Source organism: Marinobacter mangrovi (assembly GCF_016798325.1).
In the GTDB taxonomy this organism is placed as follows: Bacteria; Pseudomonadota; Gammaproteobacteria; order Pseudomonadales; family Oleiphilaceae; genus Marinobacter_A; species Marinobacter_A mangrovi.
The window spans coordinates 105,219-120,445 of the sequence record NZ_JAERVO010000007.1; the positions used below are offsets into that span (position 1 = coordinate 105,219).

A 15,227-nucleotide genomic window follows, 5' to 3' on the forward strand; every position below is an offset into this window, starting at 1 on the left:
ACAACTTACTGCTTAAGATTTTCGACTCGGACGACGTAGCCTGCTTGCAACTGGCGGATTTCAAAGTAACCATCGGCGCTTAATTTCTGCAACACCGGTGTTCCCTGCCAAGAGAGGGTGCGTTGCCCCGGACTCTGGCTGTCGAACGTCCAGCCTTTTCTGGTGGCATAGTAGTTCTTTAGCGTGTGTTCCGGCCACAGACCGAACTGCAGCATAGCGACAAAATCCCGCACGGGCAGGTCTGACGACAGGGCCGATGTGACCTGTATCCCGCTCCCGTCGAAGCGATAGCTCAACAGTGATTGCCCTGACGGCAGTAAAACCACACCGCTCAGGGCTTCCGGTTGCAGGCGCACCACGCTGATGAAATCAAGCTGGCGCTGTGCCGACACCAGCGTCATCCGTTGCTTCACAACACCGGGCCCGGGTCCGCCGTCCAGCGGTAGTAGCGGGAGTTCGGGAGGCTCAGGACGGAGCCCGATCGCCGAACAGGCCGTCAGCAGAGCGACCAGGATGCCCGTTATCAGTAGACGCATTATGATAGCCTGCAGAGTTCCGCGAGCGTGGTCAGGCGCTGGGGGTGTTTGACGTAGGGATTGCGTCGATCCCAGGCATAACCGGCAAGAATGGAACTGATCATGCGCTTGATGTCCTCCCCTTTCTGCGCGGAGAAAATGACGTCCTGCAGTCGCTGGTCGTACCAGGCTTCAACAAACGTTCTGAAGGTATCCACGCCTTTTTTCAGTGCCGCCGCATAGTCGGTTGCCCAATCAACGGCTTCGCCCTGTAACTCCCGGTCCAGTGCGTTGGCTGCCAGGAAGGCGGACTTCATGGCGATAGTGACCCCCGACGAGAATACCGGGTCGAGAAATTCTCCTGCGTTGCCCAGAAGGGCGAACCCATCGCCGTGCAGAGTGCTGACATTGCTGGCATAACCGGACAGCACGCGTGTCTCGCTGTCGTATCGGGCCTGGGCCAGAAAATCCGCAGTCCGGCCGGATTCCGCAATCAGAGTTTGGAGAACGTCAGCAGGCTCGCCCGTTCGGGCTTCGAGAAAGGCCTTGGGAGCGACCACGCCAACTGACGCACGGCCGTCGGAAAACGGGATGAGCCAGTACCACACATCCGCAAATTGGGGGTGGACCGTGATCAGAATCTTGTTCCGGTCAAAGTCGGCGGAGGTGATGCGATCCTCGACATGGGTCATGATGGACGTTCGCGCCGGGAAGGTCGACGGGACATCCAATTCCAGCAGGCGAGGCAATACACGTCCAAATCCGGAGGCATCCAACACGAAGCGTGAGGTTACGGCGAAGACATTGCCCTCATGCTCGACGGTCAGCGTCGACTGGCCGGCATCCCGCTTCAGCGCTACGACGCCATGGCCAAAACGGATGTCCGCCCCCATTCGATGGGCTTCCTGTGACAGGATTTGATCGAAACGACTGCGCTCGACCTGGAATGTCGTGCCCCACCCTTCGCTGAATTTCTCGGTAAAGTTGAAGTGATCGTAGGTGTCGCCCTTTACAAAGGCGGCACCGTCCTTGAATTGGAACCCTTCCGCCTGCACGGCGGCCAGCATTCCGGCCTGTTCCAGGTATTCCATGCATTGTGGCAGCAGGCTCTCGCCGATGGAGAACCGGGGGAAGTGGCTCTTCTCCAGAACCAGGACGGAATAGCCACGGCGGGCAAGCAGGGCGGCGGCGACGCTGCCCGCCGGGCCGGCACCGATGACAACGACGTCACAGGTGTGTCGTACTTCGATCATGGCGCTTGGATTTCCTGTGTAGAAAGGGATGGTGAAGTTCGGATGGTCAGGGTGATCGCACCGATAGCCGACAGCCCCAGCAGTACGGTCAGTCCGAAGTGATGGAGAATCGGCGTCTCGCTCAGGACCAGCAGACCGAACGCCAGCAGACTCGTCAGCAGCGAGAGCAAGACCGCCACCCAGATATGTGGCGAGCTGTCGCTCTCCCTGAGAAAAATGCCCATGTCGAGGCCAATCCCCAGAACCAATAGCAGGGCAAGCACGTTGAACAGGTTGAGTCCCTCGCCCAGATGGCTCAGAACGCCGGCCACGAGTAGGCCTGCCACCATCGGTGGGCCCATGACACGCCAGCACTGACGGCGGTAACGGAGCAGCAGGAACAGGCCGACAATGGCGTAGGCCAGGGTGACCCAGCCGCTGATCTGGATCCGGTACTGGCTCAACAGCCGGGAAACCTGATCCACGCTGTCCACATAGAACACGGACTCGCTGGTCCCGGCCAGTTGGGTTAAGCGCTCGGCGATGTCCGGCGTGATTCCCGACAGACGAAGCGTGCTCATCGGTGGTAGACCGGGTGCTTGCAGCCAGAGATCGCTGTGCAGTTTGCCCAACGGTGATTGGAGCCACTGGGCGACGGTCAGTGGCTTGCCCTGTGCCGCGTGGAATGCGGTCATCGCTTGGGCCTGGAGCCTGGGCTTCCCGAGGGTCTCGAAGAAAGTCCCTGCTTCCTGCCGATAGAGCTGGTTGACGAGGTCCTCGTTGTCTTGCTGCCTGCGGATGGAGGGAACAAAATTCGACAGCGCGGTGACATGCAGGCCCGGATTGTCCTGCTGTATGGTTCGAAGCTGGTTGACCAGCACCTCTTCGCGCTGCAGAAGCTGCTGGGTATCCCGCCCGGTGACCAGCATGAAACGGCTGGCACTGTCCTGTTGCAGCAGTGCCTGGACCTGCCTCTCCTGACCCATCAATCCTGGCGAGGTTGATTGCAGCAGTCGAACGTCGTCCCGCGTTTGCCCGCTCCAGAGCAGGAGCAGTGCGACGACGGCCAAAAGGGACAGTCCCCACACCCCCTGGCGCGCAGTTACCGTGGGCCAGTAGCGTAGCGCCCCCGCCAGCCAGTCGGCGGCGGCCAGGGCGCGCTGATCGAGTCGGCGAGTCAGTAGCGGATACCAGAGAACCACCGTCAGCCATGCCCCGGCCAGCCCGGCTGCCGAAAAGCAGGCCATCTGCCGCAAACCAGGGAATGGCGCCAGGGCCTGCGCGGCGTAGGCCAATACGCTTGAGCCCACGCCCAGGGCCAATCCGGGCAGTATACGCCGCAAGACACTGTGCTCGCTGGTTTCCCGCTGGGCAGCCAGGTAGTGCATGCCGTAGTCGACGGACACACCCACCAGGCCGGCGCCGAAGGCCAGTGCAATCAGGTGCAATTGCCCGAAGACCAACGTTGTCACGGCGATGGCGGTGAGGCAGCCGGTGGCAACAGACACCCCGATCAGCAAAGGGGCCCTGACACTGCGGAACACCAGTAGTGTCAGGGCCAGTACGGACATTAACGAGATCACCCCGATGGTGGATATTTCGGACTTGGCCTGTTTTGCACCGGCGGCGGCATGCAGGACCAGCCCGGACGTCACCAACTGGACCCGGTTGGACGCGGCGTTCTCGCGGAGATCATCAAGCACCGGCATGATCTGGCGCTGCACCGTCATGTCGAAGGCATTGCCATCGAGCTCCGCGACGGTCAGGTAGGCGGCGGGTTCGGCACCGTCAATGCGAAGCAATCCGTGATCGGCGCGAATAAGGCCGTCACCGAACGTGCTCATTAACTGCGGAAGCAGCCCGAAGGGATCCTTTACCGGCTGAATCGGACCCGCTCCGAACGGGCTGAACAATCGCAACGTGGCCTGTTTCGCTACCTGATTGAAATGACCCTCGGTCAGCGTCGCCCTGAGGTCGGGCGACAGCACCTGAAAGCGGTGAGGCGTATAGAAGCGGCGCAGGGCTTCAACCTGCTGACGGGACGACTGCCACGTCAGCGTCTTTATGATCGGCAGGGCCGTCAGGCGCCTGGCGATTTTCCGGGTTTCGGCGCGGACCCGCGCGGCATCCTGCCCCCTGGCGATGATGACCAGACGCTTGGAATAGTTGGCTTCGAGGCGGTCCTGGGCAGCCTGAATCAACGGCTGGGCCTTGTTCTGGGGCAGCATGGCGAGAATGCTGGATTCAAGCGGCGGGCGGATGATCCAGACGCACAGGGCCATGCCTATTAGAGCGAGCAGCCACAGAACGGCAGGCCATCGACGTACGGCTTTTTGCATTACGGCTGCAACTTGTCGAAACGGATGCGAATGCGATCGCCGGAGGCCTCGTGGAGCTCGATGTGCTGAAGATAACGCGCTCCATCCAGATCAATGTGTGTCACCACGCTTTTCAGGTCATCGGTTTTAGGCGTCAGCGTCACATCCCAGTTGGTGCCGTCGACGGTACCGTCGATGCTGAAATACTGGGCCAGAGCCTGCCAGTCGGCCGTCAGCACAGAAAACAGGATATGGCTCAGGATTCGGACGGCCGGTTGCGAGTCGCCACCCAGTCTCATGACCTCCTGACCATCCTGCTGCATGCTGAGACTGTCGGGTGTAATGGTGGTTTCAGACTGGATAGGCTGCTCGGTGAGCCAGCGAATTTGCTGGTTTCTCTCATACTGGAAGTGACCGGAGGAGTCGATCTCGGTGTCCAGCGTGGACAGGTACTTGATCTGATGGAACTCGCCGGACAGCCGCTCCGGAGTTGCCGCGACCTTCCCAATCGCCTGGAAGTCGAGGGCAGCGGCTTGTCCTGATAAACATAGCCAGGCCAATAAGATCGACAGACGCCGGATCATTCAGAAACCCCCAGCTTTTCAAACAGGACCGGCGGAGACACGAACTGCATTTCCCGCGTTTCGATATTCACGGCGACCTGTACGGTATGAGCCCGGGTCAGGCGCCGCCCGGTCTCGGCATCGCGAATTTCGTAGTCGATCTTGAGCCGGTTTTCCCATTCCGAAACCTGGGCATGTACGTCGACTTTTTGCTGAAACACCAACGGCTGGGCATAACGAATGCGCATGTCGATGACCGGCCAGGCATACCCGGATACCTTCATTTGCGGGTAGTTGTAATCGATCTTGTCGAGCAGGGCACAGCGGGCGATTTCCAGGTAACGGGCATAGTGGCCGTGCCAGGCCACTTCCATCATGTCGACATCATGGAAGGGGATTTCGAGGGTCACGTGTGCTTCGATCATGCGTCTGACTCCGGATACAGGGACCATTCGCGGCGGGCAAGGGTGCCTGTCAGGGCGGCGAGTTCACCATCCAGTCGACGGTCCTCGGTAATAAAGGCGGAAAGCTGCCGAACCTTATCCAGCGTCTGACCCACTGGCTGCGTCACCGTGCTCTCATGGAGGTCTCCCTGGTGAAAACGCAACTCCAGGCCCTGGCAGGCGGCGGCCAGTACGGCAGCGGCAACCTGTTCCGTCAGTTCCAGCACGCGAAGGCAATCCCGGGTGGCGATGGTGCCCATGCTCACCTTGTCCTGGTTGTGACATTCAGTGGAGCGGGAAAAGACACTCGCCGGCATGGTGAGTTTGAGGGCTTCGGCGGTCCATGCGGACACCCCGATCTGCACCGCTTTCATGCCGTGATTGATGGCGGCCCGTTCGCCGCTTGCCCCGGAAAGGTTAGCCGGCAGGCCGTTGTTGTAACGGGTGTCCATGAGCTGGGCCATCTGCCGGTCCAGCAGGTCGGCCACATTGGCAATCGCCGTTTTCATGGCGTCCATGGCGAACGCAATGTGCCCCCCGTAGAAATGGCCGCCGTGGAGGACATGTTCGCCTTCCGCATCGATGATGGGGTTGTCGTTGGCGCTGTTCAGTTCGTTTTCGATGAACTGGCGTGCCCAGGGCAGCGCATCCTCCAGGACACCGATCACATGAGGCGCACAGCGCAGTGAATAGCGGTCCTGCAGGCGGTCCGGGTTGGCCGGTGGTTCATCGGTATCGAGGTCGCTACGTAACCAGGCGGCGATCTGTTGCTGGCCGGGGTGAGGTTTGACCGCGAACAGTCGGGCATCGAAATGATGGGCGTTGCCTTTCAGGGCGAGGGTGTTGATCGCGGTGATGCGGGTTGCCACGCGAGCCAGAGACTCCGCCCGCTTGAAGGCCAGACAGGCCAGGCCAGTCATCACTGCAGTGCCGTTCATGATGGCCAGCCCCTCCTTGGGTTTGAGTTGCAACCGCTCAATCCCCAAGCTGGCTAGGACGTCAGCGGCCGGGCGCGCTTCGCCACGATACCAGACCTCCCGTTCGCCACAGAGTACGGCGGCCAGATAGGACAGCGGCGTCAGGTCGCCGCTGGCACCCACAGACCCCTCCTCCGGGATTTGCGGCATGATGTCGTGTTGCAGGAGCCGCTCGAGCTGCTTGAGCAGATCCCAGGTGACGCCCGATTGCCCCAGGGCCAGTGACGTCAGACGCACCGCCACCACGGCACGGGCCTGCATCGGTGACAGCAGCCGGCCGCTGCCACAGCCATGAAACGTGTAGAGATGACGGGGCAGTTCTTCGACCAGCGACGGTGGAATCACCGTGGTGCAGGAGTCGCCGTATCCTGTGGTGACGCCATAGATGGCGCCGTCCTTATCCAGCAAACGGGCGAGGAAGGCGGGCCCTTTTTCGATGGCGGCACGAAAGGCGTCGGAGTGGTCGAGTCTCGCCTCTGAGTGTTGTTCGGCAATCGCCACAATGTGCTCGATACGGCGAGGGGAGCCGTCGAAAATGATCGGGTCGGTCATGGTGCTGTTACGTACCTTGAGTTGCTGGGCGTGTGCGCTCGCGGGCACCCGCCCAGAACGAGAAAAAATTAAACCACTGCAGGGGAGCCCGGCGGCAATAGAATGCGAGTCTGTCAGCATACTGCTGCGCCAGATCTGTCAGGGCTGCGTCCCGGCCTTTACGGGGGAGCCGGATCGCATCCGCAAAGGGTTCCAGATAGATGTGATAGCGCCCTGCCTGTTTCAGGCAGAACATGGTGCTGATGGGGCATCGCAGCAGACTCGCCAGGATATAGGGGCCCTGGGGCAGCCGCGCCGTGTGCCCGAGAAACTGGACCGGCGACGTGCGTTGTGGACCGGTCACCGGTGTTCGGTCACCAGCAATCACAATGTACTCGCCAGCGTCGACGCGCTCGGAAAGCATCATCGCGACGGCGGGTGACATGTCGGTCACCTGCAGCAGTTCGATATGACTTTCCGGGGCCAGTCGCCGTAAAAGGCTGTTGAACTTCTCCGCATGCTGGGTATAAACCAGAATGGTGAGGCGGATGCCCGGCAACTGGTAGGCCAGTGCTCGGGATATCTCGATATTGCCCAGATGGGAGACCATCAGGATGCCTCCCCGGGCAGACTCGTCGAGGGATCGGACCTGTTGCGGGTCTGCAAAGATCACGTCGTCGCGACGAATGCGGTTCATCCAGGCCAGGAATTTGTCCAGGATGGCTTCACCGAAACTGAGGAAATGCCGGAAGCCGGCCGCCGGACCCAACTGGATATCCGTATTGGATTGGGCGAACCGATGACGATACTCCGCCGAGTTGATGCGCTCGTCGCGATGCTTCAGGTAGTAGTAAGTCATCACCGGCCAGAGAATGATCCGAAAGCCCCAGCGCCCGGTAAAGCGATGGATTTGCAGCAATATCTGCATGCCCAGTACCGTGCCGGCCTCGCCCAGCCCGGACCAGTGTGGCTTACCCTGTGACATAGAACTTCCGCAGAATGAGTTTGGGCAGACGTTTCAACATGCCGAAAAACAATCGGGTGTGCATCCAGGAAATCAGCACGTTGTCCTGCACCGCGTTGAAGTGCGAAACCCCATCGAGGGGATACCGCACGCGCACGGGAACACCGATAACACGATGGCCGCGCCAGCTCCAGCGCACCATGATTTCGGGGTCGAAATCCATGCGGTTGCCGGTGAACTCGGACTGCAGCAATTCGACCGTCGGCTCCAGCGGGTAGACTCGAAATCCGCACATGGAGTCACGAACGCTGAGTGACAGCGTATTGATCCAGATCCAGATGTGGGTCAGGTAACGCCCGAGATAGCGGGCTCGCGGTACGCTTGCGTCGTATTCCGGGAAACCGCTGATCAGCGCCGCGGGATGTTGTTCGGCGGCTCGCATCAACTCGGGCAGCCGTGCGCTGTCGTGCTGGCCGTCGGCATCCAGCTGGATGGCGTGGGTGTATCCCTGTTCGGCCAGCATCAGTAGTCCGGCCTTGACCGCAGCGCCTTTGCCTCCGTTTGCCGGCCGACGGATGAGAGAAATCTGGGGGGCCAGTTCATCGCGCAATGCCGTCAGAACTTTTTCGCAGGGCGCTGAGCTGTGGTCGTCTACCATTAATATCGGATAACCGAACTCAAGCACGGACTGCACCGTCTCACGAATCGCCTCTTCGTGATCGTACACCGGAATGATAATCGCAGGGCGCAGGTCATTCGCTTGCAAAACAGATCCTTCCACTTGAATAGCGTTGGTTGCCCGCCTCGTACTGGAAGCTGACCTTTCCTTTTTCACGGTGATAGGTCAGCAGTAGCGTCAGTCTGGCATCCGGCAGAATGACCTGCTGGAATTTGATGACTTCCAGCGACGTAAACCGTCCAGGTACATCGAAATGCCGACTGGCGAACTGTTGGGCCCAGTGCACCTGAACCACACCGGGGAGTACCGGGTATTGCTCGAAATGACCGTCGAAATAGATCAGGTTACCGGGCACGTGCAGATCCAGGCGAATCTGGTCGCCCTCGTGGTCGTTGGAATGCACAACCGGCTGGTCCGGTTTTTCCGGGGGGCTTTCAATGGCGGAATTCTCTGTAAAGAGGCCCTGCAGTGCCACAAGCGGCAGTTTGCCCTGGGGATCGTAAGGCAGACTCTCACACAGGTGCCAGCGGCGAGGCAGGACCACCGGTTCGTAATGCTCCGCCAACGCTGCCCGGAAGGCTTGGGTCAGCGGACGCCGGCCTCCTGTTGCCATTTGCCGCTGGCCATCCGGCGTCAGCTCAACGGCAGCGGCTAAGGCATCGCGCTGTCCACTGAGTAAGACAATGCGGGCTTCTGCAATTTCCGGTCGCGCTTTGAGGTGTTGCTCCATCGCCGCTATCGCGACCCGTTTTCCTTCCACTTTGACAATGCGGTCGGTTCTCCCCAGCAAGCGAAACTGGCTGCCTGCCTGCCACTCGAGGGTGTCATCCAGACGCATCCAGTCATCGCTGGGCAAGTGTGGTGAACGTAACTCCGTACTGCCGTCGGCACCCTCGCGAAAGATCATGCCGGGTGATGGAGTCCAGCAGGCCGAGTGGTCGGGTGCCTGGACACGCCACGCAATGCCGCCGGTTTCAGAACTGCCGTAGATTTCCCGGATGGCCGTGCCGAGCAAAGCCTGGGCGCGGAGGCTGTCTTCGGGTGCCAGGGGGCCGGCGGAGGAAAAGGCCCATTGCCAGCGGCCGTGGGTACCCTGCCACGCCGCCGTGTCGGGCAAACGTTTGAGGTGGGTCGGGCTGCTCACCAGGATGACGTCGTGGTACTGCCCTGCCAGTTGCAGCAAATCCTCCATGAAATGGCACAGGCGCCGTTCGAACAGGCTGCCGTTGCACAGTGGCCGCAGTATCCGGAACAGGAAGCCGTAAATGTGCTGGTGACTCACGGTGGAAAGCACAACCGGCTGTCCCGTGACCGGAAACAGCGTTTCCAGAGTGTGCATTTCGGCAATTAACTGGCGGAGATGCTTGGGGACGATGGAGGGCGCGCCGGTCGAACCGGACGTAAACACTTCCACAGCCAAGGCATCGGGATCCAGTGCCGGCAACGCCGTGTTGGCATTGTCAGGGCGGGCCGCCTGAGCGTTCAACTCCAGCGCATTCGACCACTGGCCCAAGGCGCCCTCCGCATATCCGGTCAGCTCGCTTTGCGTCCCCGGCAGATTGTCTCCGGGCAGGCAGGCCACCAGCCCGCGCGACCATAAAGCCAGCATTTGCGCAGAGAATTCAAATGGATCGGGATTGTAGAGTACCCAGCGTGAACCGTGGGGCGCTCCTTCCAGTGCCTCAAACCAGAGCTCGACGCGATGCCTCAAGTCAGCCAGCGACCACCTCTTTCCCGCTTCAATCGCAATCGGCCGGTTGGGATGCTGGTGCCAAAGGTCACTTAAAGACGTGATCGCAGGCACAGGGTTACTCGCTGGCGGCATGGTTCTTTCTCACATAGATACGAATGAGCCACTCACCTGACATCAATAGCCCCATCAGGACGTAGGCGATCAGACCGTTGTAGAGTGCCCAGACGGCGTTGCTCGTCCACACTGCGGTCACCAGCGCGAGCGTTCCGTTCAAAACAAAGAAGCCCGTCCATACGCCGGTTACTTTGCGCGTGTAACGCACCCCGTCTTCCGGCAGATCCGGTTCACGAATCCGTGCCAGGCGTTCAACCAACGTCTGCTCCTGGAAAAGGCTGGAGCCGAAAAGCACTAACAGCGCCAGATTGACCAGAACCGGATAAAGTTTGAGGCCAGTCTCGATCGAACTGAAAAACATGAGCAGGCCAACGCCGATCGCCACCAGGAGTAACAGCCCTTTCTCCAGCCGACTGCGGCCCAACCAGAGCCTGATCAGGATAAGTCCGAAAATCAGCGGCCATATAAAACCGACCTGATGCTGTTGATCGCTGTAGTAGACAACGGCGGGATAAGCCAGTGACAGCACAACGAGCAGCGAACGCAGGAACAACGGGGTCAGGCTCCGACGAGCAGTTTGTCGACCTGTTCGACCACATCCTGGATCGTTCTGACGGACTTGAAATCGTTCGGCTCGATTCGCTTTCCGGTGTATTTCTTCAGCTCGACGATCAGGTCCACTGCGTCAATGCTGTCGATATCCAGATCGGTGTAGAGATTGGCATCCGGGTGGATGGTGTCCGGGCTGATCTCAAAAAGATCTTCCAGGATGGATGTGATCCGAGAGTAAATTTCCGTATTCACTTGGCAACAGCCTCCCGCTCAGCCGTGTTTTCTTCGACGAGTGCGACCAGGGCATCCACGCTCGCAAAATGCCGGCGCGTGTCTTCGGAGTTTGCGTCGAGCTTGACGCCATACCGCTTCTGGATCGCGAGACCCAGCTCCAGAGCGTCGATGGAATCCAGGCCCAGACCATCCACGAAGAGGGGGTCATGATCGACAATCTCGTCTGGACTCATGTCTTCCAGGTCCAGAACGTCAATGATCATCTGCTTGAGTTCAAGGTGCAGACTGCCCATGTTGCGAAACCTCGTTAATAAAGAAATGGGTTAAATGCTGTGTCAACGTCCTTGCCGCCCTGCTGGGCACCCTGTCCTTGATAAATGGATCGATCTCTATGGCATCTTTCACCGTAATGGTGAAGTGCATTCTCCTGGCAGGAACCTCGTACCAGCGATCTTGCTTGGTCAGCGTCGTTGGTGTGCAATCTATCAGCACCGGTGTGATATCAACGCCGCAGCGTACGGCGATCTGAGAGGCACCTCGTTTCAGGGAAATCGGATGACGGGGTGTGGTCCGGGTTCCTTCGGGAAACACAATCAGGGCATCACCCCGGTCAAAGACATCGTTGGCTTCGCCCAAGACATCCTCGTTTTCATCGTTGACGATATAGCCGGCCTGCCGAATGGGCCCTCTTGTCCAGATGCTCTTGAGCAGCTTGCCCTTCACCACGCAGCAGGCGTTGGGGATGAATGCAATCATGAAGACCACATCAAGCAACGACGGATGATTGCTGAGGATCAGGCGGGCATTTTCCAGTTTTTCAGCATGTCTGACTTCATAGGTCAACACGCCGATCAGTCGGAGCCATTCAATAAACAGGCGAAAACTGTAATGGATGGTTTTCTGGGCGATCTGTTGATGGCGCTCTTTGTTCCCGGGCCAGAGCCGCAGTAACGGAAACAGGATCACTGACAGGACAACGCCTCCCAGTCCGAACAGGAAAAATCCTGAAGCTGTACCCAGCCAGCGCCAGGCTCGTTCCAGACGATTAAACACGGGCAGAGCCCTGCCTTTTCAAAATCCAACGTCCAGCCCCGCTGCCCATCGAAAGGGTGTTAGAGAGCCCGGTTAGCAGGCCGACGAGATTCAAAGGCTGATTCGGGGTGTTGGCGCTGTCGTGGTCTGGCGTCAGCTCCATCTGGTACAGGTCCCCCGACTCGCGCGAGACGATGAAGCTCATCGCCCAGGGGAAGTCGGCCTCGAACGGTAGGGGAGGGTATGGCTCCGGCAGCGGTGAATCGCAGATGATGCACAGGACTCTTGGCGAATTTGGCAACTGGGAGACCGCTTCGATAAGCGTCGCCAGCAGCAGGTCGTTCATGCTGGAAATGGCAGTCACTGCGCTGGGGTCTTTCCTGGCGATGGAGAGTATGCCGCACATGGCATTGTGCACTGACATGCTGAACCGCGTTGGAGACAGGTAATCATCGGCACCCAGTGTGGCCAGCAATTTCAGGGTGTCATTGACGTCGCCATGTCTTGATGCAAACACCGTCGGCATCTGCTCGTCCTCGGAAATGCAGGACAGAGCGGCTGCGGCTGACAGTTTGCCATGGGCGGAGAGGCGGCGTTTCATCGGAGCCGGGAAGCTTGTCGGGAACGTCACCTTTTGTGCATCGCCCCGGGAACCGGACTTCAACCACGACTGCCACTCGGTCGGATGCTCCAGACCAGGCGCCAGCGCAGACCATTTTTCGATTTTAAAGTGTTGCAAATGAATAACCTGATCCCGCTCTCCGCCAGGGCGGGCAGTGGCACATGTGATTAAAAAAATGTAATTTTACCCGATTGCGAATGCGCCGCAAAACCTGATTCCGATACGAAAAGATTTATCTTGTAAATCGGTGCATCGGGAACGCATCTCGCGAATTTGCCGGCATTGTGCCATTAAACGTGCTCGTTAAAGTAAAGGATTGTTAAAACATGAAGAACAAGTTGGTCGCGGTTTCACTCGTCTGTGTGGCCCTGCTGAGCGTTTCTCCGGCAGCCTTCAGCCGTGATACCAAGCATATGATGAGCATTGATGAAGCGATGGCTAGTGCTGACTTTCAGGAAAAGCTTGATCCGTCCATTCAGTTCACTTTCGGTGACCAGCATCACGGAGCCGTGGAAAGTCGCATTCTGAGTGACATTGTCACCAACAAGAAAACCAATGCCTTCATGAAGTCAGATGAGGAAGCCTGCCGCTGGGTCTTCTTGTCAGCACTTTTGGCGTTGCAGGATCGCGCCAAAAGCGAGGGTGGCAATGCCATCATTAACATCAAGAGCTATTACAAGAAAAACGAGGTTTCCAGCAACACAGACTTTGAATGCCATGCCGGTGCGGTCATCGCTGGCGTTGCGCTGAAAGGCGATATTGTCAAGATTAAGTAACCTCCGATAATCGGCGCGGCATCGGGGCGTCCAGATTGCTGTGATGAACCGGATGTTGCGCCATTTTCTCTACATCGCGACGTTAGACCAGGCATAAAAAAGCCCCCGCGGCGGACGGAGCCGGGAGGCGAAGCTTGCTACCCCAATTTTCCTGCGATGCAATCCGGGTGCTTTTTGCGGCCCGGTTGCTTCTCAGTGCCTGTGTTTCGTGCCCTTGTGCGAATCCCGATAGATGAAGTAACCCACCCCGCCAAAGAAGGCGAACATCAGGGCCACTGTGGCAATGCCTGCAATTACGAACGCATCCATATACATGGTGGCTCCCCCGTTTTCATTCGTCAGGCTTACTGTAGGTCCGGAATGGGGGCCGAGCCTTGACTTGCATCAAGGGTGAGCGGGGCGTTTATTGATTGGCGTCAATTGTCGACCGATTGCCCGGGAATGGCGTTCGGGTTGCGCTGGGTCAATATGACGCCTCCGTCATTCTGTTATTACTGCACACTGACGGTGATTCGGGAGGGGGTATGGAACTACAGTTTCTTGGCGGTGTGGGCACCGTCACCGGCTCCCGTTACCTGGTCTCCAGCGGTCCGTCCCGATTGTTGGTGGACTGCGGCCTCTACCAGGGCGTCAAGACCTTGCGTAAACGCAACTGGAACCGCTTTCCTGTGGATCCCGCCACCCTGGATGCCGTGGTTCTGAGCCACGCCCATATCGATCACTCGGGCTACCTGCCGGCCCTGGTCAAACAGGGGTTCCGGGGGCGCATCTACGCGACGGCGGCCACCGGTGCCCTGTGCCGTGTGCTGTTGCCGGACGCCGGCTTCCTGCAGGAGGAAGACGCCCGTTACGCCAATCGAAAGAAGTACTCCCGCCACCGTCCGGCGGCGCCGCTGTTCACCGAACTGGACGCGCGGAAAGCCCTGGAGCAGTTTGAAGCCATGCCCTTCCAGATTCCGTTCGAGCCGGTGCCCGGCCTGCGGGTCCGCTTCACCCATGCCGGACATATCCTGGGATCGGCCTGTGTCCATGTTACCGAGACGGGCACCGGGCGAACCCTGGTTTTCAGCGGGGATGTGGGGCGACAGCGGGCGTTGCTGATGGACGCACCGGAGCCCATCGACGAGGCCCGTGTGCTGGTGTGCGAATCCACCTACGGCGACCGGTTGCACCCGGCCGAAGACCCGGAGGACACGCTGGCCGCGGTGATCGGCCGCACGGTGGAACGCGGAGGGTTGGTGTTGATTCCGGCGTTCGCCGTGGGCCGGGCCCAGGCGATCCTGTACCTGATCCACAAACTGATCGGCGAGAAGCGGATTCCATCGGTACCGGTCTTCCTCAACAGCCCGATGGCGATCCGGGCGACGGAGATCTTCTGCCATTTCCACAAGGAACATCGCCTCACACCGGAACAGTGCGCCCTGATCGACGATCACACCACCTACGTGCGCACCGTGGACGAATCCATTGCGCTCAATCGGCGGCGGTCGCCCTGCGTTATCGTGTCGGCCAGTGGCATGGCCAGCGGTGGGCGTGTCCTGCATCACCTCAAGACGCTGTTGCCGGATCCCCGCAACAGCGTGATCTTTGCCGGTTTCCAGGCCCCGGGTACCCGGGGAGACGCGTTGGTCAGCGGGGTCGAGCGGGTGAAAATCCACGGCGAGTACTGGCCGGTGAAAGCGGAGATCCTCAACATCGACACCCTGTCCGCCCACGCCGACTATCAGGAAATCCTGGACTGGCTGGGGCAGGGCCGGCTCAAACCCGAACAGGTCTATCTGACCCACGGCGAACCGCTGGCCAGTGACCTGATGCGCAAACGGATCGAGGAACGTTTCGGCTGGAAAGCCGACGTGCCCGACCTGTATGAGGTGGTGTCGGTCTGAGGTGCTGGACTGAATCAGGTTATTACCGCCAGGGACTGTGGGCCACGCCATGACCTTCACCACCCATTTCCTGTGGTTGTTTCTGGAACGCCTGGT

At 59.4% G+C, this 15,227-nt stretch carries 17 protein-coding genes; 2 read left to right on the forward strand and 15 right to left on the reverse strand.

What is annotated here, in order from left to right:
- Positions 1-5: 5 nt before the first annotated feature.
- The 14 genes from JL474_RS18580 to JL474_RS18645 all read right to left on the reverse strand — a co-directional run bounded on the left by JL474_RS18580 (position 6) and on the right by JL474_RS18645 (position 12,586).
- Positions 6-536: a DUF3261 domain-containing protein gene (locus tag JL474_RS18580; RefSeq protein ID WP_203143242.1), complete on the reverse strand. Its 531-nt coding sequence runs from the start codon at positions 534-536 to the stop codon at positions 6-8.
- The gene (locus JL474_RS18585; protein WP_203143243.1) at positions 536-1,768 is read right to left on the reverse strand and encodes an NAD(P)/FAD-dependent oxidoreductase; all 1,233 of its coding nucleotides are present in this window, start codon (positions 1,766-1,768) and stop codon (positions 536-538) included. Before JL474_RS18585 ends, JL474_RS18580 begins: the two co-directional genes overlap by 1 nt.
- Positions 1,765-4,086, reverse strand: coding sequence for an MMPL family transporter (locus JL474_RS18590; protein ID WP_203143244.1), 2,322 nt, complete (start codon positions 4,084-4,086; stop codon positions 1,765-1,767). The genes JL474_RS18585 and JL474_RS18590 overlap by 4 nt, the downstream gene beginning before the upstream one ends.
- Positions 4,086-4,649, reverse strand: a complete 564-nt coding sequence (locus JL474_RS18595; RefSeq protein ID WP_203143245.1) for an outer membrane lipoprotein carrier protein LolA — start codon at positions 4,647-4,649, stop codon at positions 4,086-4,088. Before JL474_RS18595 ends, JL474_RS18590 begins: the two co-directional genes overlap by 1 nt.
- Complete coding sequence (locus JL474_RS18600; protein ID WP_203143246.1) at positions 4,646-5,053, reverse strand: acyl-CoA thioesterase; 408 nt, start codon at positions 5,051-5,053, stop codon at positions 4,646-4,648. Before JL474_RS18600 ends, JL474_RS18595 begins: the two co-directional genes overlap by 4 nt.
- Positions 5,050-6,600 carry an HAL/PAL/TAL family ammonia-lyase gene (locus tag JL474_RS18605; RefSeq protein ID WP_203143247.1) on the reverse strand — a complete coding sequence of 517 codons (1,551 nt, stop codon included), beginning with the start codon at positions 6,598-6,600 and terminating at the stop codon, positions 5,050-5,052. The genes JL474_RS18600 and JL474_RS18605 overlap by 4 nt, the downstream gene beginning before the upstream one ends.
- 7 nt (positions 6,601-6,607) lie before the next feature.
- Entirely contained in the window at positions 6,608-7,564 is a 957-nt protein-coding gene (locus tag JL474_RS18610; protein ID WP_203143248.1) for an LpxL/LpxP family acyltransferase, read from the reverse strand.
- Positions 7,551-8,309, reverse strand: coding sequence for a glycosyltransferase family 2 protein (locus tag JL474_RS18615; protein ID WP_203143249.1), 759 nt, complete (start codon positions 8,307-8,309; stop codon positions 7,551-7,553). Before JL474_RS18615 ends, JL474_RS18610 begins: the two co-directional genes overlap by 14 nt.
- Complete coding sequence (locus JL474_RS18620; protein ID WP_203143250.1) at positions 8,296-9,933, reverse strand: AMP-binding protein; 1,638 nt, start codon at positions 9,931-9,933, stop codon at positions 8,296-8,298. Before JL474_RS18620 ends, JL474_RS18615 begins: the two co-directional genes overlap by 14 nt.
- Before the next feature lie 97 nt (positions 9,934-10,030).
- Positions 10,031-10,582, reverse strand: a complete 552-nt coding sequence (locus tag JL474_RS18625) for a COG4648 family protein (RefSeq protein ID WP_203143251.1) — start codon at positions 10,580-10,582, stop codon at positions 10,031-10,033.
- A gap of 5 nt (positions 10,583-10,587) precedes the next feature.
- Positions 10,588-10,833: an acyl carrier protein gene (locus JL474_RS18630; protein WP_203143252.1), complete on the reverse strand. Its 246-nt coding sequence runs from the start codon at positions 10,831-10,833 to the stop codon at positions 10,588-10,590.
- On the reverse strand, positions 10,830-11,108 hold the full coding sequence (locus tag JL474_RS18635; RefSeq protein ID WP_203143253.1) for a phosphopantetheine-binding protein: 279 nt from the start codon (positions 11,106-11,108) through the stop codon (positions 10,830-10,832). Before JL474_RS18635 ends, JL474_RS18630 begins: the two co-directional genes overlap by 4 nt.
- Complete coding sequence (locus JL474_RS21570; protein ID WP_203143254.1) at positions 11,089-11,868, reverse strand: lysophospholipid acyltransferase family protein; 780 nt, start codon at positions 11,866-11,868, stop codon at positions 11,089-11,091. The genes JL474_RS18635 and JL474_RS21570 overlap by 20 nt, the downstream gene beginning before the upstream one ends.
- Positions 11,861-12,586, reverse strand: coding sequence for a beta-ketoacyl synthase chain length factor (locus JL474_RS18645; protein WP_203143255.1), 726 nt, complete (start codon positions 12,584-12,586; stop codon positions 11,861-11,863). Before JL474_RS18645 ends, JL474_RS21570 begins: the two co-directional genes overlap by 8 nt.
- Positions 12,587-12,795: 209 nt before the next feature.
- Between JL474_RS18645 and JL474_RS18650 the strand changes: the two genes are divergently transcribed.
- Positions 12,796-13,245, forward strand: a complete 450-nt coding sequence (locus tag JL474_RS18650; protein WP_203143256.1) for an excinuclease ATPase subunit — start codon at positions 12,796-12,798, stop codon at positions 13,243-13,245.
- 192 nt (positions 13,246-13,437) lie between these two features.
- On the opposite strand, the gene ccoM is transcribed toward JL474_RS18650, so the two are convergent.
- Positions 13,438-13,560: a cytochrome c oxidase subunit CcoM gene (gene ccoM, locus JL474_RS21735; protein ID WP_317848734.1), complete on the reverse strand. Its 123-nt coding sequence runs from the start codon at positions 13,558-13,560 to the stop codon at positions 13,438-13,440.
- 209 nt (positions 13,561-13,769) lie between these two features.
- Here ccoM and JL474_RS18655 point away from each other — a divergent pair, with 209 nt between their 5' ends.
- Positions 13,770-15,131, forward strand: coding sequence for an MBL fold metallo-hydrolase RNA specificity domain-containing protein (locus tag JL474_RS18655; protein ID WP_203143257.1), 1,362 nt, complete (start codon positions 13,770-13,772; stop codon positions 15,129-15,131).
- The last annotated feature ends 96 nt before the right edge of the window (positions 15,132-15,227 follow it).

Bases quoted from the DNA above. Each gene is read 5' to 3' on its own strand.
- JL474_RS18580 (WP_203143242.1), bottom strand. From the start codon at position 536: ATGCGTCTACTGATAACGGGCATCCTGGTCGCTCTGCTGACGGCCTGT.
- JL474_RS18585 (WP_203143243.1), bottom strand. From the start codon at position 1,768: ATGATCGAAGTACGACACACCTGTGACGTCGTTGTCATCGGTGCCGGC.
- JL474_RS18590 (WP_203143244.1), bottom strand. From the start codon at position 4,086: ATGCAAAAAGCCGTACGTCGATGGCCTGCCGTTCTGTGGCTGCTCGCT.
- JL474_RS18595 (WP_203143245.1), bottom strand. From the start codon at position 4,649: ATGATCCGGCGTCTGTCGATCTTATTGGCCTGGCTATGTTTATCAGGA.
- JL474_RS18600 (WP_203143246.1), bottom strand. From the start codon at position 5,053: ATGATCGAAGCACACGTGACCCTCGAAATCCCCTTCCATGATGTCGAC.
- JL474_RS18605 (WP_203143247.1), bottom strand. From the start codon at position 6,600: ATGACCGACCCGATCATTTTCGACGGCTCCCCTCGCCGTATCGAGCAC.
- JL474_RS18610 (WP_203143248.1), bottom strand. From the start codon at position 7,564: ATGTCACAGGGTAAGCCACACTGGTCCGGGCTGGGCGAGGCCGGCACG.
- JL474_RS18635 (WP_203143253.1), bottom strand. From the start codon at position 11,108: ATGGGCAGTCTGCACCTTGAACTCAAGCAGATGATCATTGACGTTCTG.
- JL474_RS18650 (WP_203143256.1), top strand. From the start codon at position 12,796: ATGAAGAACAAGTTGGTCGCGGTTTCACTCGTCTGTGTGGCCCTGCTG.
- ccoM (WP_317848734.1), bottom strand. From the start codon at position 13,560: ATGTATATGGATGCGTTCGTAATTGCAGGCATTGCCACAGTGGCCCTG.
- JL474_RS18655 (WP_203143257.1), top strand. From the start codon at position 13,770: ATGGAACTACAGTTTCTTGGCGGTGTGGGCACCGTCACCGGCTCCCGT.